This is a genomic window from Novosphingobium sp. (genome assembly GCF_965229225.1).
In the GTDB taxonomy this organism is placed as follows: Bacteria; Pseudomonadota; Alphaproteobacteria; order Sphingomonadales; family Sphingomonadaceae; genus Novosphingobium.
Window position 1 is genome coordinate 2897436 of the sequence record NZ_OZ245867.1, and the last position, 24161, is coordinate 2921596.

Genomic DNA, 24161 nt, shown 5'->3' on the forward strand with positions numbered 1-24161 from the left:
GGGCGGGTGCTGCAGTACCCGCCCCTATTTCTGATTGCGCCGCCTCAGGCCAGCGCGGTCAGGGTCAGGCAGAACGTGCCTTGCCCCAGCTGCCGGATGCTCGTGCGCAGCGCTGCCTCCCGTCCCAGCATTGAGAGCACATAGACGGCATCCCACCGGCCGATAACGTGCGCCGATCCTGCCTTGCACACAGCCGATCCAAGCCCGTCGCGCCACGCCCGGACCGGTTCCTGTTCCAGAATCTCGAAACGCCTTGTGCCGTAGATCTGCTCCACCATCGCCAGCGTCATCGGGTCGGTCTGGCGCGCATCGATCAGCAGCAACGGCACGGCCAAGCCGCCCGGCAGATTGTCCTGTGCCACTGCATGCCCAAGGGAAACGCCAAGCGCACCTCCGGCCCCGGCCAGACCGGCCATGGCCTTGCGGCGGCTGATCACCGGCCCTTTCACGGCTTTGCTTTCGCGAGATAGGCCGCGATCCGGTCCAGCTGCGCGTCCGAGAGCTCGCCGCGCCGCACCGGGGGCATATTGCCCATGCCCTGCCGCGCGACCGTTTTGATATAGTCCACGGTCAGGTCGGTGCGCGCTTCCAGTTGCGCGAGCGCGGGGTTCATCCGGCGGGCGAGCAGGACGGTGCCCATGCCCATGCGGCGATGGCACATGGCGCATTTCTCCACGAACAGCGCTTCATTGGGGCTGCGGGAAGAGCGGTCCTGCTGCGCGTTGGCACCGGCGTTGGCCTTCTGCTCGCCATTGGCGGCAGGGCTGCTCTGTCCGGCTTGCGCGGTGCTGAGCGCACTTGTCATTCCGACAAGCACCAGCGGGGCAATCCACCAAAGGGCGCGGCTCATGCCTTCTGCTCCCGCCGGCCCGCAGGCCAGATGCCGCTCTTGCCCGGCGCGATCACGCCGCGCGGGTCGAGCGCGTCCTTGACCCTCTGGTTCAGCCGCCGCAGCGCGTGGCCGTTGAAATCGAACGTGTCCGCGATCAGGTCCATGTAGGAGATATGCGCACGGTACTCGGCATAGCCTTGCGCGGCGGCTTCTTTCACCAGTTGCCGCAGGAGCTTGTCAGCATTGGCGACAAAGGCGGGATTGTCGCGGTCGAACAGCAACTGGTTGACGTTGTTCATGCTCCGCTCGCCGATCGCGAAGCTGGGATGGTAATCGAGGCCATACTGATCGTGCAGCTCGTAGTTGCGCTTGAACAGCTTGAGCGCCGCGTCACCGTCTACCGGCAGCACCGGTGAAAAGCCGAGGTGCCCGCCCCGCCCGCCGAACCAGTTGGCGTTGGCAAGCGGATAAGTGATCGGCACGCCGGTGACCGGTGAGCCTTCCGGCGGATCACCTTTCAGCCACCGGGTGTGGCCGAGCTTCTGGACCGGCTTGCCCTCGAACGCCTTCTCCACCACGCGTAGCGTCGCCTCGGTGATTTCAAGCGGGCCGTAGAACCGCAGCGCGACCGCCCACCAGCCGATGCCGAACTTCTGGCGGATCGCCGCAATCGCGCTGGGGCCGAGTTTCTCGCCGGGCTTGGCCCATTGCTCGCGCGTGGTGAGCGTGGCTGCCGCGCGCAGCCAGTTGCCGATCGAGGGCGACTGCTGCAGGATCCCATTGCGGCGCAGCGGGGCCAACGTGTCGATCAGCCAGCCCAGATCCTCGGGCTTGTCGACATCGATGTTGAGGCCCAGCACCGATTCCGGCTCGGCCATCAGCCACAGGCCCAGCTTGGTCACGATGCCGAAGTTGGATTGGCAGAACATCTTGTCCCAGCTTGGCCCATAGCCCGGCTTGTAGAGATTCCATGTCGGCCCCGACCCGATGGCGCCCATGCCGGTGCGCACCAGATCGCCATCGGGCAGCACCACTTCGAGCCCGCAGATGCGCGAGGCGTGATCGCCATAGGGTGTATAGCCCACCCCCCGGTCCAGCGCATTGCCGGCTACCGAACCCCAGCTGTTGCCCGGCACCGAAAGGATCAGCGGCAGCCCTTTGGCTTGAATGAAGTCGTAAAGGTCGAAGAAGCTGACCCCCGGCTCGACCACCACGGTGCCGTTGCGCTCATCGATCTCGATCTTCTTCATGCGCGAAAGATCGAGCACGACCGAGCCCGCAAGGACCGGCGCGGAGCCGCCATAGCCGAAGTTCTTGCCCCGGCTGATCGGCCAGAGCGGCGTGCCATGGCGATTGGCAATGCGCACGATTTCGCGCACTTCCTCCACGGTATCCGGCGCGATGGCGGCAGAGGGGCGGTGCGCCGCCACCTGATCAGCACCGGCAAAGTGATCCGAATAGGCGTCCTTGTCCTCATCGGAGGCAAACACGCGGTCCTTGCCCAGCAAGGCGGTGAAGTCCCGGAGCGCCTGTTGCAGACCCTGCGCGTCAATTGCGGTGCGTTTCATGGTTCATCACCCGTCATCGAGAGCAGAGGCGTGGGCTGGAAAGCCTCGGCAGCGGCACACAGTTTCAGCAGGTGGTCCATCAACTGCAATGTGGCGGCCTGGCCAATCACCTCGCAGCAGAATTCGAACTGCGCATCGATAGAGTCCAGTTCGAACGCTACAGCCGCTTTGCCCTTCGGCTTTACATGGAGCGCAACGGCCTGGCCTCGGGTGTCCGTGGCCCTACCTTCCAGCAGACCCTCACTCAGCAGTTCCTGAATGATGCCGTGCATGGTCGTGCGCCCATTGCTGAAATAGCGCGCAAGGTCTGCCTGCGTGATGCCGGGATTGGCGTCCACCAGCACGAGTGCCGTTGCGCCCTTGGGCGTCAGGTGCCTCATGCGCAGTCTGCCGGCGCGGTGTTTGGCCAGTGCGCGGCTGGCAAGGCCGATCCGCAGGCCGATGTCGCGATCGACAGGGGTGGTGTCGAGACGGGTCATGCCTGTGCGAGCCTCGGGGCCGTGAGCTTCACGACGGCCAGAGCCACCGGGACCACGAGTGCAATGATTGTCGCGCCAAGCAGGAAGGGCGCATCGGAGGCCTGGCTGAACACAAGGCCGAACAGCGGCGGCGCCAGAATCCTCGAACTCGCGTTCGATGCCATGTTCAGGCCCATGACGCTGCCCTGGCGTTCTGGCGGCGTATTGCGCGAAATCAGCGCGCCCGCGTTGGGAAAGGCAAGGCTGTGGCCTGCCATCATGAGCGCCATGAGGCAGACAGTGGCGACCGGTGCGTGGAAAATGGGCTGGAGGCCCACGGCCGCGCAAAGCAGGATCAGCCCTCCCACGATGACTCTTGCCTCACCGAACCGCTTGACCAGTGGGCCGATCCCCAGCGTCTGGACGAGCAGACCGATCCCGCCGACCGCGAGGAACGTGAGACCCACTTCGTGCGTGGTCCAGCCAAAGGCGCGCTCGGTCCACAAGCCGAACACCGCTTCGACCGAGGCGAATATGGCGATGCCGCACCAGGAAATGAGAAGCAGCCGCCAGAGCAGCGGACTCGCGCGCACGAAGCTGACAGCCTCGCCATAGCTGGGGGGCGTTCTGGCCGGACCCGGCTGCCGGGTCTCTGCAAGGAAACACCAGGCCCAGAGCGAGGCACCTGCAGCAAGCATGGCCGCCGCAAAAATCGGCAGATGGAAACCGGCAAGGCCTTGCTCCGGGGAAGCCAAGAGGCCGCCGATCGCTGGCCCTACGGCAAAGCCGAAATTGAAGGCCGCCCCGAAGTACCCCATGACCTTTGCGCGATCGCGCGGCGGCGTGATGTCTGCGATCACGCCCTGCACAACGCCCAATGTACCGCCGAAGAAGCCGCCGATGACGCGCAGGACCAATGCGGTTTCAAGGTTCTGCGAGAAGGTGAAGGCGATGTAGGTCACTGCAGCGCAAGCTGTGGTCAGGACCAGCACAGGCCTGCGCCCTCTCACATCCGATCGCCGGCCCCAGAAGATCTCCCCGGCGATGTTGCCAAGCGAATAGGCGGCAAAGAGGCAGGCAACAGCAAACGGGCCTGCGCCGAAGGCGTGCGCGTAGAAGGGAAGGAGCGGCAGGAGCAGGCTGAAACCGGCGATGTTCAGGAATACCATCACCAGCAGGAGCGGCAATGAGCCTGCGCCGATCTTGGGGCGATCTGCAGTGCTCACCGCGCCGGCCCGGCAGCATTCGGGCGCGTTTCAACACGCGCAGAAGCGGCGCAATCGCCCATTGTTGCCCTCTCCTTAATACCATTAAGGTGATTGCGTAAGGCCCGCTCAAAGTCAATAGCAGCACGCCAAGCGTGGGAGCAAAGGCAGCGATGGCGCTCGATCAACAGTCAATTGTGAGTGCGGCGCGCGAGATCCTTCAGAAGGAAGGTTTCGACAAGCTGAGCCTGCGCAAGATCGCCGACGCGCTGGGCGTGCAGACACCGGCGCTTTACTGGCACGTGCGCGACCGCGCACAGCTCTACGGCATGCTGGCCGAACAGTTCCTGCGCGAAGTCATTGTCGAGACCGGGCTTGAGACGACCGGGCGAGATTGGTTGATCGCGTTCGGGACCGCCTTGCGCGAAAGTCATCGCATCAATCGCGATTCAGCGCGGCTCGTTGCCTTCGTTCAGCCATCGCAGACCGTCGAGCAGGAAGTGGCCAATGTCATTCTGGACCACCTTGAAGCAGGCGGGATGAGCCGCGACCTGGCCAGAATTGCGTGTTCCAGCATGCAGGCGTTCACGCTCGGCTGGTCGCTGTTCGAGAGCAACGCCTCGGTGCGCCCCATGATGATCGGCAACCTCGATAGCGATGCCGCATTCCATCTGGCTCTGTCCCAGCTTGCCGAAGGGCTGGCCCATGCAGAGCTTTCCAGTCAGGCTGCAGCAACAGGGTCTGTTGCCGCCAGTCCGCCGACGATCGCCCGCAACCCGGCTGCAAAAGCGGTGTCGAAATCCAGCATGCCGACCAGGTGATCGTGCATGGTCTCCGATTGCTCGTAGACCACCCACCCGAGCGTGAGCGCGAAAACGGAGGCAACTGCGTTCAGCGCCTGCTCCTGCGTCATCCCCCAACTGGTCAGATTTCCGGTCATTCGCTCTTTGGCCTCGGGCGTGTCGCTCACCGCTGGCGGCGCGATGGCGCATAGCCGCGCTGAATCGCGGCAAGCCAGCAGGCCTTCCCGGAATGTGCTTCCGAGACGTTCAAGCCATTCCTGCGGACCGGACGCGGTGCTGGCCGCAGCGTAGGCCGTCCCGTAGAAATGTCCGGTCATCAAGGCATAGAGGCCGTCCTTGCTCGGCACGTGCCAATAGAGCGCCGAGGCCCGCACCCCCAGCCGCTCCGCCAAGGCGCGCATGCCGAGCCCCTCAAGCCCCTGCTCCTGCATGAGGGCGAGCGCGGCGGCGGTGATCTGGTCGCGATCAATCTTCATCCCCGCAATCTGGACAAGCACCTGTGGCTTGACAAGTGAACAGCGTTCAATGAACACCGTTAAGGAGAAACGGGCGAGGTGCTGAATGACCTATGTGCGCAATTGCTGGTATGTCGCTGCTTGGGATAGCGAGCTGGCCCGGGGCCAGCCGATGGCGATGCAGGTCCTGAGCGAGCGCATCGTGCTCTGGCGCGGAGACGACGGCGCGATCCATGCGCTGGAGGATCGCTGCGTGCACCGCATGGCACCCCTCTCACTGGGCCGGTGCGAAGGCGTGAACCTGCGCTGCATGTACCATGGCCTGCTGTTCGGGCCCGATGGCGGCGTGCTCGAAATTCCGGGGCAGGACAAGGTGCCGCCGCAAGCAAAGGTCCGCGCCTATCCCGTTGCAGTCCGGCACAGCTGGGTCTGGGTGTGGATGGGCGATCCGGCGCAGGCGGATGAAGCGCTCATTCCGCCCGCCGTCGGCTATGACGATGGCCGCTTCATCCTCGGGCACGGCCATCTCGACTATGCCGCACAGGCACGGCTGATCTGCGACAACCTGCTCGATTTCAGCCACCTGACTTATGTCCACGCTGCCAGTTTCCAGGCGGGGCCGACCTTTGCCGAACGGCTGCCGGAGATCACCCCGCTCGAACGCGGCGTGCGGTTTTCACGCTGGTCGCAGAATGTGCCCAACATCCGCGATCCAAACTCCGCCGAACGCTTCGATAATTACATGACCTACGACTTCCTGCTTCCGGGCGTTCTGCTCATGGAGTCTGCCAGCTTCATGGCAAGGACCGCAGCGGCGCTGGAGTTCGGACCGCCCGATTTCGACACCGCGATAGCCGGGCGCAACTTCACCAGCCAGGCGGTCACTCCGCTGACCGAGGGCACCGCGCGGTACTTCTTCAATTGGGGCCCGCACGGCGACCACGGCGACGAGGCCATGCGCGATGGCATGATGCAGCTCGCCGCGATGGCCTTTGGCGAGGACAAGGTCATGATCGAAGCGCAAAGCCGCGTAATTGCAGACAGCCCCGGATACGCCGTCATGCCCACAGCGCATGATCGCGGCGTAACCTTGTACAACCGCATTGTGGAGCGACTGGCGCGGGAAGAAGGCGGGGCTGGCAGATAATGTCTCGAAGGTGGTCGGCGGCTTGTGCCACTCGGTCGACTTGCTGCGTGACCGTTCGGCTCAGGCCAAGGCCCGCTCGGCGTCCATCATGCGCTGCAGCAGCCGGCGGCTCTCGACGGCCGTCCCGTCGCACTTGAGCATGAGTTCGGAGAGCAGCGTCTCGCAGCGGGTGAGGATCTTCTCGATCTCCACGGTCGCGAAAGAGTCTTCATCGAACACGGGCGGCAGCGCGATTTTCAGGGCCTCAACTTGTGCTTCGCTCGTGCCGCCGAGCGCAAGGAAACAGTTGGTCTCATGGCGCGTGGCCGGGGTGACCGCGTGGAAGACTTTCACGCTTTGCAAGCATTCGCCGCCGCACTCGGGATGACCGGCCACAACGTAGGTATCATCGAGGCCGGCATGGAAGCCGGGAGCAAAGAAGGTCATCCCGGCCAGCCGATCAATCGGGCCAGCGTAGCCTGTATTCTTCGCCATGAGCGGCGGGCAGGCCGTACCGCGCAGCCAGCGGCGGATGGCGACCTTGCGGCTCGCTGACTTGCCGTTCCTCGGGGGCACTGGGGTTCTCCTCACTGCCGATGCTGCTGGCATGGAGGAAGCCGAGGTGGGTGAGATCGAGCAGATTGTCGTTGAGCAGCTGTTATCGCCCTTCAACATCCAACGTGCTGAAGGGTTTGTAGATATAGCCATCGAGGCCGAAACCCATGTCCGCCTCGTAGGGGATCAGCGCTTCGTTGGCCAGTTCAGGATCACCCATCCAGAGGAACGCCCAGAGCCTGCGCTCGACGAGGGGACAGGACGGGATCTTGTAGACACCGGGAACCGTGTCCTGGCTCGGCGCGCGGGTGCATCGGGAAACTCCCTGAGCGCTTGCGCGAATGTGGATCGAAGGGCGCGGAACCCGCGCAGCTGTTTGTCAGGCAATCCCCTGTTTCCCCGGCGCAATAATGTGGTTGGGATCGAGCGCCTGCTTGAGCCGCGCGTTCACCTCGCGGTTGGTCGCGCCATACTGGGCAGCGACAAGGTCCATCGTCGAAACCGCCGAGCGGTAGGCACACCAGCCCTTTTCGCCGAAGCGGGTGATCATCTCGGTCATGCAGGCGTCCGCCCGATTCTCCTGCTCGGGGTCCGATTTGTCGAACATCAGGAAAATGATGTGGTGCAGCTCGCGTCCGCCCACGGCATAGGCCGGGGCATAGTCGAAGTTGTATTTGGCCATGATCTCCTTGGCGAGCGCAGTCTGGCCCTTGGGTTCCTCGCCCTTGGCCGGGGCAACGGGGGCGAAGGCAACCATGCCGCCACCGTTGCCACGCCAGCGCACGATGCCGATTTCCTCGAGCGTCATGCCGCCGCGCATCAGGGTCTGGTGGTGTTCGAACCACGGGTTGCCGGTCATCTCCGCCGCGGTCATCACCTCGCCGCCCGAAGCCTCGAACGCACGGCGCACGATCGGCTCGATCGCGCCGATGATCTTGTCGGTGCCGTAGAGCGCGAAATAGGTGTTCCACATGCCGAGCCCGCGCTTGGCAGCCTCGCGCTTGACCACCTCGTCGGGGATCGATCCGGGTTCCTTCCAGAACTCGTCGCGGCGATGGAACATCGCGAGCTGGTAGGCTGCCCCCATGATCAGCACGCCGTTGGGAATGAGGTTGCTCATCCGGAACGGACGGATCGTGTCGGTGATCGCGGCAATGTCTTCCGGATTGGGATGCCGCACCATGAAGGCTTTGTAGGCGGGCGGTTTGGGCATCAGCCACATGCCAAGCTTGGTGACGACGCCGAAGTTGGACTGGGTGAACAGCCCGTCGAGATAAGGCCCGTAGCCCCATTTGAAGGCTTGCCAGGTGGTCGAGTCCTTGACCGAGCCCATGCCGGTCTTGAGGATCGAGCCATCGGCCAGCACGACTTCCATGCCGCATTGGAAGAAGAAGTGATCACCGTAGGGCGTGTAGCCGACACCGCGCTCAAGCGTGTTGCCAAGCATCGAGACGATCGGACCGACGGTGGGCACATCGAGCCAGTAGGGCAGGTTATGTGCCACGAGGTAATCGTGCATGTCCTGATAGGTCACGCCCGGTTCAACCAGCGCAGTGCCAAGTTCGCCATCTACGTGGATGATCTTGTTCATCCGCTTGAGATCGAGGATCATCTGCCCCGAACTGGCAGGCGTCGCCATGCCATAGCCCATATTCTTGCCGGTCGAGACGGGCCAGAGTGGCAGCTTGTAGCGGTTGGCCACCTTGAGGATGGCCTGAACTTCCTCGACCGAAGCCGGAGCGACCGCGCCTGAGGGGATATGGTGACCGAGCGGGTCGGGGATGAAGCTCTTCTTGTAGCTGGCTGTGCTGGCTTCATCGGCAAAGACCCAGTCCGCGCCCACAATGGCGCGCAAATCCTTGAGCGCGGCAGCGAACACATCGCGGTCCATCGAAGCCGGCATCATCCGAGGACCGCCAAGCGGCGAGGCGATCGCCTGCCCCGCGAGGAGCGCCGAACCGACCGCGCCTGCGCGCAGGATTTCGCGCCGGGAAATGCCGTTCATTGGCCGTGCTCCTTGCTGTCGGCCTTCGACGCCGAAATCCATTTGGCGAGTGCAGAGAGTTCTGCCGGGCTGATCTCGGTGGGTTTGAAAGCAGGCATTGCGCCCTGCCCGTGGCGGACGATCATTTCGATCGCCTCGGCGGGCAGGCTGCGTCCTCGGATGACCGGCCCAACATTATGCCCATGGCAATAGCCGCAGGTCTTGGCGTAGATCGCATCGGGCGCACGCGGGGGCGGCGGATCGCTGGCATGAGCGGCACTTCCCATCGTTATCGAAAGCATGGCCGCCAGACCGAAGGCGATTTTCATTCGGCGATCTCCATGGACGCGACCTTGCTCGTTTCAGCTGCGCGCTCCACTGTGTCCTTGTCTTGAGCGCGCATCAACCGGGGGAAAAGGGTGATCGCCTTGCCTGCATTCGTGGGAAGGGGCCGGCGCGATGGGTCGGTGTTGATGATGCGCTGTTGCGCCTCGATCATGCCATTGTCTTCGTTGAAGGCCATCGTCGCAATATCGATCATGAGCTGCGCCATCGCCTCGTCGCCATGCTCCGCGGCAGGCCCCCACGAGTAGTAATAAGTCGTCGTCGTCTCGCTGGTCGGGGTCACCGCCAGCACCGAGTTCGGCGTCGCCGACTGGTCGATCTTTAGGTAGTCGCCGCCAAGCGTGACCTTCAGCTTGTCACTCGCCTGCAACTGCAGTTTGCTGCGGATGGTCCATTCATGCTGGCCGCCCTCGCGGTCGGTCGTATGGAGCGTTGCCGACTGATACGGGATGCTGGCCTGACAACCGCATTTCAAGCCGCTTTCTTCACCAGCTCTTCGCCGAAAATGGCGAAGGCTTCGGGAAGCAACTGCTCAAGCTGCGGCTGCAGAAGGCCGAGCAGATATTGGGCGATTATCGCTTCAGGTGGCTGACGATAGCCGAGATCGCCCAGCCGGTCGGCATATCCGACTTGGCCCTGTTCTCGCGCCATTTTCGCAACCACTATGCATATGCACCCCCTCGATGTTCCGGGGTCACGCTTCACCCGCCCAGCCGGGGAGACGAGCGCCTAGATACTGGCCCTAGAAAGTATGGCCGGGCAGATAGGCGAAGCGGGCCGGCACGATCAGGCGGATTTCGGTTCCGAACCCTTCGGCGCTCTCTATGCGCAGTCTGGCCTTCATGGCCCGGGCGCGTTCATACATGCCGAGGAGGCCGAAGTGACCGGGTCGCCCGCGCGGCGAAACGAAGTCGCGGCGGATCCCCTTGCCATTGTCGCGCACGAAGGCGCTGAAATGGAGCCGGCTGAAGACCACGCCGATATCGACGCGCGTGGCTTCGGAATGGCAGGCTGCGTTGTTGAGCGCTTCGCCGAGGACGGCGAGCACTTCATCGACCAGTTCGGGCAGCAGACGGCGCGGCTTGCCCTGAACCTGCAGCGGCCCGATCAGCCCGGCCGGGTAGATTTCCTGCGCGGCAATCCGGGCGAGCTCGGTCAGGATGTTGCGCTCGTCCATCCGGCGCAGCCCGGTCACGCGGTCGCGGCCCTCCACCAGCATTTCCTCGGCACGATCGAGCGCGGGCACGAGAATCGCCTGCGCATCGGCATCGTGCGCGAAGCGGTCTGCCACGGCCTGAAAGCGCAGGATCAGGCCCTGCACGCCCTGGATCATCGTATCGTGGAGTTCGCGCGCGATGCGCTCGCGCTCGCGGTTGCGCTCCAGCATGCGGTCCCGGATCTGGCCGCTCACCTGGCTGAGGCGCAAGCTGAAGAGGGCGTAGAGCCCGCCGCAGATGGCGAGGGCGGCAAGGACCGTGAACCACCAGGTCTGGTGCCAGGCGCGGGCGATGGTGAAGGAGAGGCGCAAGGGGGTGGGGCTCCACACTCCGTCCTCGTTGGCCGCGATCACTTCGAAGGTGTAGTCGCCGGGGCGGAGATCGGCGAACACGGCTTCGCGCAGGTTGCGCACGCTGGTCCATTCCGCATCCGCGCCCAGCAGCCGGTAGCGGAACCGGACCCGCTGGGGCACTGCAAGGCTGGTCGCGGTATAGCCGATCTCGATCCGCGTCGTGCCGGCCGGAAGCACCATTCCGCCGGTCGCAGCGAAGCGTAGCCCCTTGGCCATGATGTCGCGCACCAGCACTGTCGGCGGCAGGGGATTTACCGTGATCGCGGCGGGATCGATGAAGAGGATGTTGCGCCGGGTGGCGAACCATACCCGCCCGTCGCCGCCGATCACGACCTGATCGCCGCCCCCTTTCTGGACGAAGCTGTTGAGCCCATCGCGGAAATCGAACACGCGCGCGGCCACCGGTGCGCCTGGCCGCGCAAGCGCGCCGGCCAGGTCGGCAGTGCGTAGCCGCACGATGCCCATATCGCCGATGCCCCAGCTTTCGCCGCCACGCCCTTGCGCAAGCCCGTTGAGCGAGGCCGCCCAGGGATAGCGCTGCTTGTCCAGCAAGGGCCGGCCGGGCAGGAACGGCGCGGACAGGCCCGCCGAGCCGCTGACGAGCAGGGTCCCCTGCGCCCGCAGCAGACCCTCGATGCCGCCGCTCGCCACCGCGCGATTGTCGAGCGCGAGGAACGGCGTGGGGCCGCGCGGCGCTCCGGCGCGGAACTGGATCATCGCGCGTCCATCCGGCAGCAGCGCGGCATTGCTGGGAACGCCGGTGTTGGGACCAAGCCCCGGCCAGGCGTGCCAGCGCCCTGCTTCGAGCACGAAGAGACCGTGATCGAGCGCCGGCAACCACAACCGGCCAGCGGCATCTTCGGCGCAGGCCTGGGCGGTGAACGTCGCACGCTTGGCCCTGCGCGCGCCGCTGTCTTCCTTGGCATCCAGCCGAACGATCTTGTCTGCGAGCACGGCCCAGATACCGCCAGCCCGCGCGGGACAAAGCGCCTCGACCGCGTCCTGGGTGGCAAGGATCCGGACGGGATCCGCTCCCGGCGCGATCCGGTAGATTCCGCTGCCTTCAGCGGCAAAGACCACTCCGGCCTGGTCCACAGTGAGCCGGTACGTGTTGGCCGAATTGACCGGAATGCCCGGCGCAACCGTGATCGGCACCCGCCGCAGCATGTTCAGCCCCAGTTCGGTGCCGATCCAGATATTGCCTTCCCGGTCCTGAAAGATCGCGCGGGTCTGGTTTGAGAGCAGGCCGGTCGTCATGTCGAGCCGGCTCACTTCGGTGCGACCAACCGGACTGAGCGGTGCCACGACGCGCACGACGCCGCTGCTCCATGTCGCTTCCCACAGATCGCCGCGCCGATCGAACAGGGTGCGCGTCCCCCCCGCAGGGTCGGCATTGCTGTGCTGCCGTCCGGTTCTGATCGGTTCCGACCCGCCTTGCGCGATCTGCTGCGTGCCCGTCCGGTCGGAAAGCCAGATGCCGCCTTTTGCATCCTGCGCCAGGCTGGCGCGCGGGGGCACGATCAAGCCGGTCGGCTCGAACGTCCGCCTGCCGGGAAGGCGGCGGTAGATGGTGCGTTCCAGCACGACCCAGAGCGTGCCGTCGCGCGCGAAGAGCAGGTTCCAGATCGGCTGTTCGGGCAAGCCCGAGGCGCTGTCGAACTCCTCCCAGCGGCCGCCGGAAAACCGCGCCAGCGAGCGAACGGTGCGCCCGCCGCGAGCGACCCAGATCGCCCCGTCGGGGCCTTCCACGATATCGTTCACCTCGCGCGAGGGATTGGGCATGCCTGAAGGTCGGAGCTGGCCCTGCCGCCAGACGAGCAATCCCTGTCCGCGCGCCAGCCCGATCCAGACATCGCCATTGCGCGCGGCCAGGACCTGCGAGACCACCAGCCGCCGACCATCCTCGACTTGCTCGAACGTGACGCCGTCAAACCGGAACAGGCCGTCCACGCCGCCGATCCAGAGCATGCCATCGACAGACTGGGTGATCGAATTGATCCGGCTGGGGGCACCTTCTTCCAGCGACCAATGCGTGATCCGGAAACCCCGCAAGGCATCCCGGTCATTCGCCGATGCACGCGCGCCGATCAGGAGGATCAGGGCGGCGAGGCACTGAACCACCAACCTGCAGGCCATCGCCCCCCGGCGCGGCAGGCATCTGCTAAAGCTCAATGATGCCCCGGCGCGCGGCGGTGGTCACCGCATGGGTGCGATCGCTGACATTGAGCTTGGAAAAGATGCTCTTGATGTTCGACTTGACCGTTTCCTCGGCCACGCCAAGCCGCCAGGCGACCTGCTTGTTCGATTGGCCGCCCGCGATCATCTGCAGGATCTCGACCTCGCGTGCGCTCAGCGCATCCTGGATGGCGTGGAGCGCGATCTCGTGCGCCACATCGGGGTGGAGATGGCGCTGGCCCTTGTGAACCGTGCGGATGGCGCTGAGCAGTTCGCGGCGCAGGCTGCTCTTGAGGAGGAAGCCCGATGCGCCTGCGCGCATCGCTTCCAGCGCCTTGGCATCGCCCGAATAGGTGGTGAGCACGATGATCCGCGCATCGGGTGCTTCGGCGCGGATCGCCCCGATCGCCTCGACTCCGCCCATCTCGGGCATGCGCAGGTCCATCAGCACGATATCGGGCTTCAGTTCGCGGAACAGCCGCACCGCGTCCGTGCCGGTCTCCGCTTCGCCGGCGATCACCATGTCATCCTGCAGCGCAATCACCGAGCCCACACCCTCGCGCAGGATGGGGTGATCGTCGGCGATCAGGATGCGGATCGGCATGGCAGGCGCGGCAGGCATGTCGGGCTCCGGAAAGGACTGGGCCAAATGCGAATGCCGTTCGCTCGCATTCGGCAAGCTGAAATATCATGCCATGCAAGGGCTTGAAACCCACTCGAAAGTGGGCGGCACATGCCCCCGACCGGGTGTTCCCGGCAGCGCGAGGCAAGCGCACTCTGCTCGGGCATTTGAGCAGGGGAGAACGCGCCATGACCGATCACGAGGCACCAGCCGCAGGCCCCGCGCTCCGCCGCCGGGATTTCATCGCGGCCACGTCGGCTGGAGCGATCCTTGCGACCCTTCCCGGCCCTGCGCTGGCCGCCGCTACCACCACACCCCCCACTTCAGGAGACCGCACCATGGGTACCGTGACCACGAAGGACGGCACGTCCATCTTCTACAAGGACTGGGGCCCCCGCGATGCGCAGCCCATCGTGTTCCACCACGGCTGGCCGCTGAGCGCGGACGACTGGGACAACCAGATGATGTTCTTTCTGCTCCACGGCTACCGCGTGATCGCGCATGACCGCCGCGGACATGGCCGTTCGACGCAGACCGACACCGGCAACGAGATGGACACCTATGCCGCCGATGTCGCGGCGCTGACCGATCATCTCGATCTCAGAAATGCGATCCATGTCGGCCATTCGACCGGTGGCGGTGAAGTGGCGCATTATGTCGCGCGGGCGAGGGCCGGGCGCGTTGCCAAGGCGGTACTGATCGGCGCTGTCCCGCCGATCATGCTCAAGACCGCTGCCAACCCCGGCGGCCTGCCGATGGAGGTGTTCGACGGCTTCCGCGCGGCGCTTGTCGCCAATCGCGCGCAGTTCTTCCGCGATGTGCCGACAGGGCCGTTCTACGGCTTCAACCGGCCGGGCGCGAAGGTCAGCGGAGGGCTGATCGACAACTGGTGGCGGCAGGGCATGATGGGCGGTGCCAAGGCGCACTACGATTGCATCAAGGCCTTCTCGGAAACCGATTTCACCGAGGATCTCAAGGCGATCCAGGTGCCGGTGCTGATCATGCACGGCGAGGACGACCAAATTGTGCCGATCGCCGATTCCGCACAGCTTGCGATCAAGCTTGTGAAGAAGGGCACGCTCAAGACCTATCCGGGGCTGCCGCATGGCATGGCGTCCACGCATCCCGACGTGATCAATGCCGATCTCCTTGCGTTCTTCAAGGCGTGAGGCGGACATGAGCTACATCAGCCGCCTCGATCTTTCGGAGCATGTCCGCAAGCAGGCCTGCGGGCTGCTGCAGGCCCGCCTGTCCGATGCGCTCGATCTCGAAGCGCAGGCCAAGCAGGCGCACTGGAACGTGAAGGGCCCGCACTTCCTCCAGCTCCACGAACTGTTCGATCGCCTGCACGGCGAGATCGAGGACTTCGTGGACATGCTGGCGGAACGGATCACCACGCTCGGCCACGTGGCGGATGGCCGCATCGCGACGACCGCCGCCAATTCCACGCTTTATGGCTATCCGATCGAGGCGAGTGGCGGCGAGGCGCACCTCAAGGCGCTTTCTGCCAGCCTCGGCGCCTTCGGCAAGGCGGCGCGCGATGCCATCGATCAGGCCAGCCTCGCCGGCGATGCTGATACCGCAGACCTGTTCACCCAGATCTCGCGCGAGACCGACAAGCAGCTCTGGTTCCTCGAAGCGCATCTTCAGGCGCACTGAACCGGACCAACCCTCTCCCGAAAGGAGCATCCCATGTCCTTCCGATCCCAGAAACTGATCAATGCCGACGACACGCTGTTCATCTTCGTCGACCACCAGCCGCAGATGGCCTTCGGCGTCACCAGCATCGACCGCCAGCTGCTCAAGAACAACACCGTCGCGCTCGCCAAGGCGGCGAAGTTGTTCAACGTGCCGATCATCCTGACTGCGGTCGAGACCGAAGCCTTCTCCGGCTATATCTGGCCCGAATTGCTTGATGTCGTGCGCCAGAAGCCGATCGAGCGGACTTCGATGAACTCGTGGGATTCGGACGAGCTCGTCGCGCAGGTGAAGGCGAGCGGGCGCAAGAAGCTGGTCATCGCCGCGCTGTGGACCGAGGCCTGCCTGCTCTACCCCACGCTCTCGGCGATCGAGGAAGGCTTCGAGATCTACTTCGTGACCGATGCCTCGGGCGGCACTTCGCTCGAAGCCCATGATGCCGCGATCCGGCGCATGGAGCAGGCGGGCGCACACCCGCTCACCACGATCAACGCGCTGCTCGAACTTCAGCGCGATTGGGCGCACCGGGATACCTACGACGGCGTGATGGACATCGTGCGCGAGCACTTCGGTGCCTACGGCATGGGCGTCGATTACGCCTACACCATGATCCACAAGGCCCCCCAACGCGGTACATTCCCGCATGAGGCGCCCCACCCGGCAGGGCACTGAACCCGCCCGCAGGCCTGCCCGGGAGACCTCCTGCCCATGAAACCCTACCTTGTCGCTCTTGGCATCGGGCTGCTCGTCGGCGCGATCTACAGCCTGCTCGGTACGCGATCGCCCGCCCCTCCCGCGATCGCGCTGCTCGGATTGCTCGGCATGTTGCTGGGCGAACAGGCTGTGCCGCTGGCGATACGGGTATGGCATGGGCAGGAGGTCGCTTCTTTCTGGAGGACCAACTGCGCCGCGCGGGTGACGGGATTGCCACCCGCCGCGGCGCCTTCTTCCTCCGCCGAGCCGCACCAGCCATGAGCGCGACCCGGCGCGGCACGCTCTCCGGCCTTGCCGGCACGGCTGTGCTCTCGCTTCTGCCCGGCCGCCTGCGAGCCGCGTCCCCAAGGAACGCATCGATGACCGACGATCTCATCATCCACAACGCGCTCATCACCACGCTCGATCGCGCCAATCCGCGCGCCGAGGCCGTGGCGATCCGCGACGGGCGTATCCTTGCCGTGGGTAGCGAGGCGGAAGTCCGCGCCGCCGCGCCCGAGGCGACCCTGATCGATGCTGGCGGCAGGCGTCTGATCCCCGGCCTCATCGACAGCCACATGCACATCATCCGCGGCGGGCTGAACTTCAACATGGAGCTGCGCTGGGACGGCGTGCCGACGCTGGCGGACGCGATGGCCATGCTGAAGGCGCAGGTCGATCGCACGCCCGCCCCGCAATGGGTGCGCGTCGTCGGCGGCTTTACCGAGCACCAGTTCGCGGAGAAGCGCCTGCCCACCCTCGCGGAGCTCAACACGGTCGCCCCCGATACGCCGGTGTTCATCCTCCACCTTTATGACCGCGCGCTGCTCAACGCGGCGGCGCTGCGCGTTGTGGGCTATGGCAAGGATACGCCGAACCCGCCGGGCGGCGAGATCGTGCGCGACGCTGCGGGCAATCCCACCGGGCTGCTGCTCGCCCAGCCCAACGCGACGATCCTCTATTCGACACTCGCCAAAGGGCCGAAGCTGCCCGAGGACTACCAGATCAATTCCACCCGCCATTTCATGCGGGAGGTCAATTCGCTCGGTGTCACCAGCGTGATCGATGCGGGCGGCGGCTTCCAGAACTACCCCGACGACTACCGTGTGATCGAGAGGCTCCATGCGGACGGGCAGATGACCGTGCGGATCAGCTACAACCTCTTCACGCAGAAGCCGAAGGAGGAGCTGGCGGACTTTGCCGGCTGGGTGAAACAGGTCAGCCCAGGGCAGGGCGACGATACCTATCGCCACAACGGCGCGGGCGAGATGCTGGTCTATTCCGCCGCCGATTTCGAGGATTTCCGCGTCGAGCGGCCCGATATGCCGCCCCATATGGAAGGCGATCTCGAACCGGTCATCCGCCTCTTGGCAGAGCACCGCTGGCCCTGGCGGCTCCACGCAACCTACGATGAAACCATCGGCCGCGCGCTCGATGTCTACGAAAAGGTAAACCGCGACATTCCGCTCGCCGGGATCAACTGGTTCTTCGATCACGCAGAAACGATCAGCGACCGCAACATCGACCGCATCGCGGCGCTCGGCGGCGGGATCGCGGTGCAGCACCGCATGGCCTATCAGGGCGAATACTTCGTCGAACGCTATGGCCGCCGCGCCGCCGAACGCACGCCGCCAATCGCGCGTATGCTCGCGGCAGGTATTCCCGTCGGCGCGGGCACAGATGCGACGCGGGTGGCGAGCTACAACCCCTGGGTCTCGCTCTCGTGGCTCGTCACCGGGCGGACGGTGGGCGGACTTTCGCTCTATCCCGGCGCCAACCGCGTCAGCCGCGAAAAGGCGCTGGCGATGTGGACGCACGAGAACACCTGGTTTTCCAGCGAAACGGGCAAGAAGGGGCAGATCAAGGCCGGGCAGCTCGGCGATCTCGTCCTGCTCTCGGCCGATTACTTCGCCGTGCCCGAGCACGAAATCGCGCACATCCGTTCGGTGCTGACGCTGCTGGGTGGCAAGGTCGTGCATGGTGAAGGAGACTTCACCGGCCTCGCCCCCAAGCTGCCCCCGCCGATGCCGGACTGGTCGCCGGTGCGGACAGTTGGCGGCTATCACCGCGAACCGGAAACGGCGGCCAAGCTGGCAGCGGCCTGCGGCTGCGCTTCGGCCTGCCAGGTCCATGGCCACGATCATGCCCGCGCACTGGGTGCCGCAGCGCCGGCAGCCGATGTGCAGGGCTTTTGGGGCGCACTCGGCTGCGGGTGCTGGGCGGTCTGAGATGATGGATCCCGAACCGCGCGCGGTCCACGCGCTGCTCGATTGGCCGCCGGTGTGGTTTGTCGCCCGGCTGCTGCTGGTGGGTGCCTACGCGGTGGGCGCTCTTGCCAAACTGACCGACTGGCCGGGCGCGGTTGCCGAGCAGGCGCATTTCGGGATGAGCCCGCCTGCGCTCTGGGCCGGACTGACCATTGCGGTCGAGATCGTGGGGCCGCTGCTGATCCTTACCGGGCGGCTGGTCTGGCTGGGGGCGGGTATGCTCGGCGTGTTCACGCTGCTGGCCGCGCTCAAGGCCAATGCCTTCTGGGCCATGGCCGGCCCGGCGCGCTTCGCTGCCACCAATGCCTTCTTCGAGCATCTTGGCCTGATCGGCGGCTTCATCCTCGCCGCACTGGTGGCCGAACATGCCCGGCGTGAGGGGCGGCTCTAGCACCATGGCCAGCCAGCCCACCGTCTCACTCAAGACGCCTGCCCCGCTGCTGCGATTGCTGCTCCTGCTCTCTGCAACGACCGGTATGCTCGATGCAGCGAGCATCCTGTGCCTCGGCAAGGTGTTCACCGCGAACATGACCGGCAATGTGGTGTTCCTCGCTTTCGCGGTGGCCGGCGCGCCGGGCTTCTCGCCGCTGCCGTTCATCGTGGCGCTGGCCGCGTTCATTGGCGGCGCGATGGTGGCGGGGCGCATCTGGCGCACTCGCGGTTCGCACTTGCTGCGCGATTGGCTGGTGGTCGCCGCCGGCATCGAAACCGTGCTGCTCCTCCTCGCCGCGCTGGTCGCCACCCGGTTCGACATCGCCCGCGGCGAGCCGCTGTGGAAACTGGCAACGATCCTTGCGCTCGTGTCCGCCGCAATGGGCTTTCGCAACGCCGTGGTGCGCCAGCTGAAGGTGCCCGATCTCACGACGACGGTGCTCACGCTCACCATCACCGGCATCGCTTCGGATTCGCGGCTGGCGGCAGGGCCGTCGCCAAACCTGCCCGCGCGCCTCGGTGCGGTCGTGGCGATCTTCGCTGGTGCCGTGGTGGGCGCGCTGCTGGTCCTTCACGCCGGCCTTGCCGCCACTCTCGCGTTGACGGCGGCGCTGGTACTGGTTGGCACGCTGGTGTTCGCGCGTCACCCGTTGATGGCAGACCTCAAGCGGTGAGGCTGCGGCTGGTCCTGCGTGCGGCCATCGGATCGGTGGCGCTGCTGGCAGCCACGCCCGCCCACGCCGAGCCGCCCCAACGCACCAACCTGCGCTATGATGAGGACTGGTCAGCCAATGCGGGCACGCCCGGCATCGAGGGGCTTAAATACCTGAAGCTTGACGATGCGGGCACGGCCCATGCCACCTTCGGTCTGGAACTGCGCGCACGCTACGAAGGCTTCGACAATCCGCTGTGGGGGGGTGATCCGGACACGGGCTACCTCTGGCTGCGCGCCATGCCCTATGTCGATCTCCAGGCCGGGCCGGTGCGGGCGTTTGTCCAGCCGATGGCCGGGTATGTCCGGGGCCTTTCCGGACGCAAGGGGCCCGCGGACGAGACGGGCGTCGATCTGTTGCAGGGCTTTGCCGATCTGCGCCTTGCGCTGCCGGGGGAGGGATCGATCACGGTGCGCGGGGGGCGCGGCCTGATCGGGCTCGGCTCGGAACGGCTGGTGGGCCTGCGCTATGGGCCCAATATCCCGCAAGCCTTCGATGGCGTGCGCGTGATCGCCAGCCGGGGCCGCTTCCGGCTCGATGCCTTCCACGTTCGGCCGGTGCAGGTGGGTCTGGGCGACTTTGATGATCGCACGTCCGATACGCGGCGGCTCGACGGCGTTTATGCGACGGCGGCGCTTGGGGGCGGGGCCAGCGCCGATCTCTACTGGCTGGGCTATCGCAACCACGCCGCGCGTTTCGGCGGGGCGACGGGCGCCGAGGCGCGCGATACCTTCGGCCTGCGCCTTTTCGGCAAGCGCGGGCGGCTTTCGTGGAACTGGGAAACGATGATCCAGCGCGGCAGCTTTGCCGGCAAGCGCATCCGGGCCTGGTCGCAGGCGACCGAGACGGCGCTCAGCTTTCCGCACCTGCGCTTCCAGCCGCGCCTGCGCCTGCGCGCGAATGTGGCAAGCGGGGATCGCGATCCGCAGGATGGCACGCTCGGCACCTTCAACGCCCTGTATCCCAAGGGTCGTTACTTCGGGGAGCTTACCCCGATCGGGCCGCGCAACATCATCAACCTGCACCCCAGCATAGACGTGAACCTGGGCCGCACGATCAGCCTCGAACTCTCCGGCGCGGCCTTCTGGCGCGAGACGACGGGTGACGGCGTCTATGACATACCGGGCCAGCTGATCCGGGCCTCCAGCGGCAGCAAGGCGCGGCATATCGGCAATCAGGTCGAGGTTGTTGCGAGCTGGCAGGTCAGCCCCATGCTGTCCTGCAGCGCATCGCTCTCGCTGTTCGCGCCGGGTGCCTTCCTGCGCGATACGGGACCATCGCGGACCATCGGCATGGTCGGCCTCGAAACCGCCTTCAAGTTCTGAACGCTCAATAGCGCGCGCCGAAACCGAGCATGTATCGCGGCCCCGGATAATAGACCGCGAATGCCGCGTTGGCGTAGCCCAGCGTGGTGCGCAGCGGTGCATTGGTGAGGTTGAGCGCGCTGGCGGTGAACTGGAAACGCCCGGCGCTTTTCGGCACGCGGTAGATCAGCGAAAGGTCGAGTTGGCCGCGCGGATCGGCGTATTGCGCAAGGTCGAGCCCGTTGAGCGGGCCGTTCGCGGCGATGAACCGCCCGGTCCAATCGTAGCGCGCGCTCGCCGAAACCGGGCCGCGTTCGTAGAACAGCTCTCCCGAAGCCGACAAGCGCGGCACACCCGGCGCGACAAGCCCGGTGGCCGAGCGCTGGTCGAGCCAGCTTGCCGTGACTGTCAGGCCCGCGCCTGCCAGCAGCCGGTCCAGCGGATGGGTCCAGGCGAAATCGAGCCCCCGGATCAGCAGGCTTTCCAGATTGACCGGGCGCGTGAGCGAGACCGGCAATTGCGCCACCGGCACACCCGTCTGGAACGAGCGGTCACTCAGCACATTCTGCTGGGTCGACGAAAGCGCAGCGAATGGGATGCCGAGCGAGGCGAAAGCAACCTGCTCCGATTGCACCACCGTAAACCCGTCGATGCTGCGCGAGAACGCGGCGAGGCGGACCGAGCCGATACCGCCGGTCGCCCATTCCAGCCCCAGATCGAAGTTGCTCGAGGTATAAGGCCGGAGGCCGGGATTGCCTGCCGCCGCAATCTGGGCGGAGGAATCGGTGAAGACCGTGCTCGGCAGCAGCAGCGCGGGATCGGGCCGGGTCAGCGTGCGCGCAAAGGCAAACCGCAGTGTCAGGCGCCGGGTCAGCGCGGCGCGGATATTAGCGGAGGGGAGCCAGTTCCCGTAGCGCCGCTGCGCCGGGATCTCGACCACCTTGCCATCGAGCAGCGCCACGCCCGTCACGGTCTGCCGCGTATCGACGCCGCGCAGCCCGAGATTCAACGCCACCTCGCGCCCCAGCACCGTGAACCGGCCATTGGCCTCGCCAAAGGCGGCAAGGACGCGCTCGGCGATATCGCCCGGCGGATTGCCGCCGACCTGTGTCGTCGCGAGCGGTGCGGCAGCGCTGAAGGCCTGATAGCCGGTCGCCTGCTTCAGCGCGGCGAAATCGGGCGCAATGAAACTGGTGTATCCCACCGGGCCTTTGGCGAGGCGGGCGAAATCGCTGATCGGTGCGCGCCGCAGAAAGCCTTCGAGCGCGGCATTGGGCACGCTGCCGTCCTTCCCCGCACAGTTCACGCCGCAGACCGCAAGCTGATAGGCCGCGCTGTTGTCGAAGGAGCGGATCCTGCGCCGCGCCAGATCGTAGGCCCCTCCGATCTTCAGGTTCAGCCCTTCGCCTCCCAGCACCATGTCGAGCCGCGCGCTGTCAGTCAGTGTCTCGCGCGCGATGTTCTGGATGTTGAGCCGCGACCACTGCCAGCCGAGCCCCGGATCGCCGAGATCGCGGTTGGTGGTGATCACCGGCTGGCGCGGATTGCTCCGGTTGTCGAAGCGCACGTCGATCCCCGATTGCATCGGCGTCTGGAACAGGAAGGTTGGCTGCTCGCGCTTGAAGGTGCTGCGGTTGCGGCGGGCTTGCGCCTCGATCCGCAAATGCTTCGCCGCCTGCCATGAAAGCGCCCCGCCCAGCGCGTGGAAGCGGGTGTCCTGATCGGTCAGCGTCTCCTCGGCGAGAAAGGCGGAATTGGCGAAAAGCCCCGAGGTGACCACATTGTTGGCATCGACCGTGAGCCCGATGGGCACCATGCCACCGGTCGATTGCGGTGTCTTGCCCGGCCCGGAATTGCGGACATACCACTGCATGCCCAGCCGCTCATACCGCCGCGCCGCGTGGGCATAGAGCCCATCGAGCACGAGATGGACGCGGTCCGCCGGTTGCCATTCGATGGAAGCCATGGCCGCCGTTCGCCGCCGCATGCCGCTCAGCGCAAGCTGGCGCGCGAGACGCGGGAGCAGGGCCGCGCTGATCTGTGGGAGCGACAGGCCGGACGTCGCGACGAGGTCGACTTGATCGCCGGGGTTGAGGCCGTGGCCTGCATTGGCTGGCACGACCGAGGCATAGCTGAAGCCGTTGCCGCTATCGCCGGGGCGCCGGCAGTCTGGCCCGCAGGCCGGCACATTGGCATCGGTCCAGCCGATCGTCTCGAACCCGTCGAGCCGCTGGCTTGCTTCCAGCACGGAAATGCCCGCCAGCACGCCGATCCGCTTGCCCGCCCAGCTGGCGATTGCCGTGCCGCGCGGCGAAGTTTTCCGGTTCGCGGCGCTGTATTGCGCCTGCCCGCTCAGCGTGATGGTCAGGCCCGGTCGGTCGGAAGGCCGCAGGGTCCGCAAGTCCAGCGTGCCGTTGATCCCGCCTTCGGGCATCCCCGCCGAAGCTGCCAGCAGCACATCGCCCCGGGCAAAGAATTCCGACGGCAGGATATCGAGATCGACCCCGCGTCCGCGCGATCCGCCATTGGTGCCGCCATCGGAGGCCACCTGCAGCGGCGCGCCATTGAGCAGGACCCGCGCGAACTCCGATCCCAGCCCCCGGATCGAAAGCTGCACGCCTTCGCCGGTGATATCGCGGCCCAGTCGCACGCCGGGCAGGCGGTCCAGCGTCTCGGCGATGTTCGCGCCGGATGTCCTCGCAATGTCTTCCAGTGCCAGTGTCTCGATCAACTCCGGCGACCGGCGGCGGCGCTCCAGCGCTTCGAGCAGGGTGGAGCGCAGCCCCGTAACGAGGATCGGCGTGTGGGGCTGTTCATCGGAGGATGCTGTGAGGCCTAACTCGCTGTCGGCACCGACGGGCTGCGCCGGGGCGCCGCCCGGGATGGCGATCAATGCACCCGAAAAGGCTGCGCCAAGGCGCTTGTACCCCCGTGCGTGAACAGCAACGCCAAGCACAACAACGCACCTCCCCCCATGATCGGCACAATACATCCAATTTGGCTGGGAGTCGTAGGTCAATTTGGTCGCATGGTAAGTCCGCGATCAGCAATCGGACTGGCAAACAGTGGCCGATAGCCAGCAATCAATACTTCGGGGGTGAGGCCTGCGACCCGGGCCGAGGATGCGAATTGCCATGTGCATTCCAAGTGTCTGGTGAAGCGTCTCTGATACCGGCCCGGCCCCATCGAACGCGCGGGCGGCCTCGTCGCGAGGCGAGAGCTACCACCGCATTTACCATCGATCCTGCGGCATCAGCGCTTCCTGCGTAGTCTTCCCGTGGCAAATTTTTCGGCAAATTTACGATTTGGAAGGCGATCTGCCTGCATGGACGGAGCTTGGGTCATTCTCGTGCCCG

Annotated in this window: 23 protein-coding genes and 1 pseudogene; 10 read left to right on the forward strand and 14 right to left on the reverse strand. The window is 65.7% G+C overall.

Annotation, left to right across the window (positions count from 1 at the left end; translation table 11 throughout):
* Positions 1–44: 44 nt before the first annotated feature.
* From ACO06X_RS13420 to ACO06X_RS13440, 5 genes are read right to left on the reverse strand one after another with little or no spacing between them, the layout of a single operon-like run.
* A complete protein-coding gene (locus ACO06X_RS13420) occupies positions 45–449 on the reverse strand; it encodes a hypothetical protein (protein ID WP_421836751.1) in 405 nt (134 codons plus the stop codon).
* Positions 446–850, reverse strand: a complete 405-nt coding sequence (locus ACO06X_RS13425) for a c-type cytochrome (RefSeq protein WP_421836752.1) — start codon at positions 848–850, stop codon at positions 446–448. The genes ACO06X_RS13420 and ACO06X_RS13425 overlap by 4 nt, the downstream gene beginning before the upstream one ends.
* The gene (locus ACO06X_RS13430) at positions 847–2400 is read right to left on the reverse strand and encodes an FAD-binding oxidoreductase (protein WP_421836753.1); all 1554 of its coding nucleotides are present in this window, start codon (positions 2398–2400) and stop codon (positions 847–849) included. Before ACO06X_RS13430 ends, ACO06X_RS13425 begins: the two co-directional genes overlap by 4 nt.
* Positions 2397–2879, reverse strand: coding sequence for a MarR family winged helix-turn-helix transcriptional regulator (locus ACO06X_RS13435; protein ID WP_421836754.1), 483 nt, complete (start codon positions 2877–2879; stop codon positions 2397–2399). Before ACO06X_RS13435 ends, ACO06X_RS13430 begins: the two co-directional genes overlap by 4 nt.
* A complete protein-coding gene (locus ACO06X_RS13440; protein ID WP_421836755.1) occupies positions 2876–4084 on the reverse strand; it encodes an MFS transporter in 1209 nt (402 codons plus the stop codon). The genes ACO06X_RS13435 and ACO06X_RS13440 overlap by 4 nt, the downstream gene beginning before the upstream one ends.
* A gap of 152 nt (positions 4085–4236) precedes the next feature.
* Between ACO06X_RS13440 and ACO06X_RS13445 the strand changes: the two genes are divergently transcribed.
* Positions 4237–4884: a TetR family transcriptional regulator gene (locus tag ACO06X_RS13445; protein ID WP_421836756.1), complete on the forward strand. Its 648-nt coding sequence runs from the start codon at positions 4237–4239 to the stop codon at positions 4882–4884.
* On the opposite strand, the gene ACO06X_RS13450 is transcribed toward ACO06X_RS13445, so the two are convergent.
* Complete coding sequence (locus tag ACO06X_RS13450; protein WP_421836757.1) at positions 4785–5342, reverse strand: TetR family transcriptional regulator; 558 nt, start codon at positions 5340–5342, stop codon at positions 4785–4787. The two genes, ACO06X_RS13445 and ACO06X_RS13450, sit on opposite strands and share 100 nt — an antisense overlap.
* Positions 5343–5427: 85 nt before the next feature.
* On the opposite strand from ACO06X_RS13450, the gene ACO06X_RS13455 reads away from it, so the two are divergent.
* Positions 5428–6468 carry a Rieske 2Fe-2S domain-containing protein gene (locus tag ACO06X_RS13455; RefSeq protein WP_421836758.1) on the forward strand — a complete coding sequence of 347 codons (1041 nt, stop codon included), beginning with the start codon at positions 5428–5430 and terminating at the stop codon, positions 6466–6468.
* Between the two features lie 60 nt (positions 6469–6528).
* Here ACO06X_RS13455 and ACO06X_RS13460 read toward each other — a convergent pair.
* The 7 genes and pseudogenes from ACO06X_RS13460 to ACO06X_RS13490 all read right to left on the reverse strand — a co-directional run bounded on the left by ACO06X_RS13460 (position 6529) and on the right by ACO06X_RS13490 (position 13698).
* Positions 6529–7102: pseudogene (locus ACO06X_RS13460) on the reverse strand (hypothetical protein).
* Between the two features lie 279 nt (positions 7103–7381).
* On the reverse strand, positions 7382–9007 hold the full coding sequence (locus ACO06X_RS13465; RefSeq protein WP_421836759.1) for an FAD-binding oxidoreductase: 1626 nt from the start codon (positions 9005–9007) through the stop codon (positions 7382–7384).
* Positions 9004–9315 carry a c-type cytochrome gene (locus ACO06X_RS13470; RefSeq protein WP_421836760.1) on the reverse strand — a complete coding sequence of 104 codons (312 nt, stop codon included), beginning with the start codon at positions 9313–9315 and terminating at the stop codon, positions 9004–9006. The genes ACO06X_RS13465 and ACO06X_RS13470 overlap by 4 nt, the downstream gene beginning before the upstream one ends.
* Entirely contained in the window at positions 9312–9806 is a 495-nt protein-coding gene (locus ACO06X_RS13475; protein WP_421836761.1) for a hypothetical protein, read from the reverse strand. Before ACO06X_RS13475 ends, ACO06X_RS13470 begins: the two co-directional genes overlap by 4 nt.
* The gene (locus ACO06X_RS13480) at positions 9803–9982 is read right to left on the reverse strand and encodes a hypothetical protein (RefSeq protein WP_421836762.1); all 180 of its coding nucleotides are present in this window, start codon (positions 9980–9982) and stop codon (positions 9803–9805) included. Before ACO06X_RS13480 ends, ACO06X_RS13475 begins: the two co-directional genes overlap by 4 nt.
* Before the next feature lie 91 nt (positions 9983–10073).
* Positions 10074–13037 (reverse strand): sensor histidine kinase, encoded by a 2964-nt coding sequence (locus tag ACO06X_RS13485; RefSeq protein WP_421836763.1) that lies wholly within the window; start codon positions 13035–13037, stop codon positions 10074–10076.
* A 25-nt stretch (positions 13038–13062) separates the two neighbouring features.
* The gene (locus ACO06X_RS13490; RefSeq protein WP_421836764.1) at positions 13063–13698 is read right to left on the reverse strand and encodes a response regulator; all 636 of its coding nucleotides are present in this window, start codon (positions 13696–13698) and stop codon (positions 13063–13065) included.
* A 338-nt stretch (positions 13699–14036) separates the two neighbouring features.
* Between ACO06X_RS13490 and ACO06X_RS13495 the strand changes: the two genes are divergently transcribed.
* From ACO06X_RS13495 to ACO06X_RS13530, 8 genes are all read left to right on the forward strand, one after another.
* Positions 14037–14867: an alpha/beta fold hydrolase gene (locus tag ACO06X_RS13495; protein ID WP_421839911.1), complete on the forward strand. Its 831-nt coding sequence runs from the start codon at positions 14037–14039 to the stop codon at positions 14865–14867.
* A 7-nt stretch (positions 14868–14874) separates the two neighbouring features.
* Positions 14875–15357, forward strand: coding sequence for a DNA starvation/stationary phase protection protein Dps (gene dps / locus ACO06X_RS13500; protein WP_421836765.1), 483 nt, complete (start codon positions 14875–14877; stop codon positions 15355–15357).
* A 33-nt stretch (positions 15358–15390) separates the two neighbouring features.
* The gene (locus ACO06X_RS13505) at positions 15391–16068 is read left to right on the forward strand and encodes a hydrolase (protein WP_421836766.1); all 678 of its coding nucleotides are present in this window, start codon (positions 15391–15393) and stop codon (positions 16066–16068) included.
* Between the two features lie 36 nt (positions 16069–16104).
* A complete protein-coding gene (locus ACO06X_RS13510; RefSeq protein WP_298165989.1) occupies positions 16105–16371 on the forward strand; it encodes a DUF1427 family protein in 267 nt (88 codons plus the stop codon).
* A 98-nt stretch (positions 16372–16469) separates the two neighbouring features.
* Positions 16470–18317, forward strand: coding sequence for an amidohydrolase (locus ACO06X_RS13515; RefSeq protein ID WP_421836767.1), 1848 nt, complete (start codon positions 16470–16472; stop codon positions 18315–18317).
* 1 nt (position 18318) lies between these two features.
* Positions 18319–18747: a DoxX family protein gene (locus ACO06X_RS13520; RefSeq protein WP_421836768.1), complete on the forward strand. Its 429-nt coding sequence runs from the start codon at positions 18319–18321 to the stop codon at positions 18745–18747.
* A 4-nt stretch (positions 18748–18751) separates the two neighbouring features.
* Positions 18752–19462, forward strand: coding sequence for a YoaK family protein (locus tag ACO06X_RS13525; RefSeq protein WP_421836769.1), 711 nt, complete (start codon positions 18752–18754; stop codon positions 19460–19462).
* A complete protein-coding gene (locus ACO06X_RS13530) occupies positions 19459–20826 on the forward strand; it encodes an alginate export family protein (RefSeq protein ID WP_421836770.1) in 1368 nt (455 codons plus the stop codon). Before ACO06X_RS13525 ends, ACO06X_RS13530 begins: the two co-directional genes overlap by 4 nt.
* Before the next feature lie 4 nt (positions 20827–20830).
* Here ACO06X_RS13530 and ACO06X_RS13535 read toward each other — a convergent pair whose 3' ends face one another.
* Positions 20831–23761: a TonB-dependent receptor gene (locus ACO06X_RS13535; RefSeq protein WP_421836771.1), complete on the reverse strand. Its 2931-nt coding sequence runs from the start codon at positions 23759–23761 to the stop codon at positions 20831–20833.
* Positions 23762–24161 lie beyond the last annotated feature (400 nt).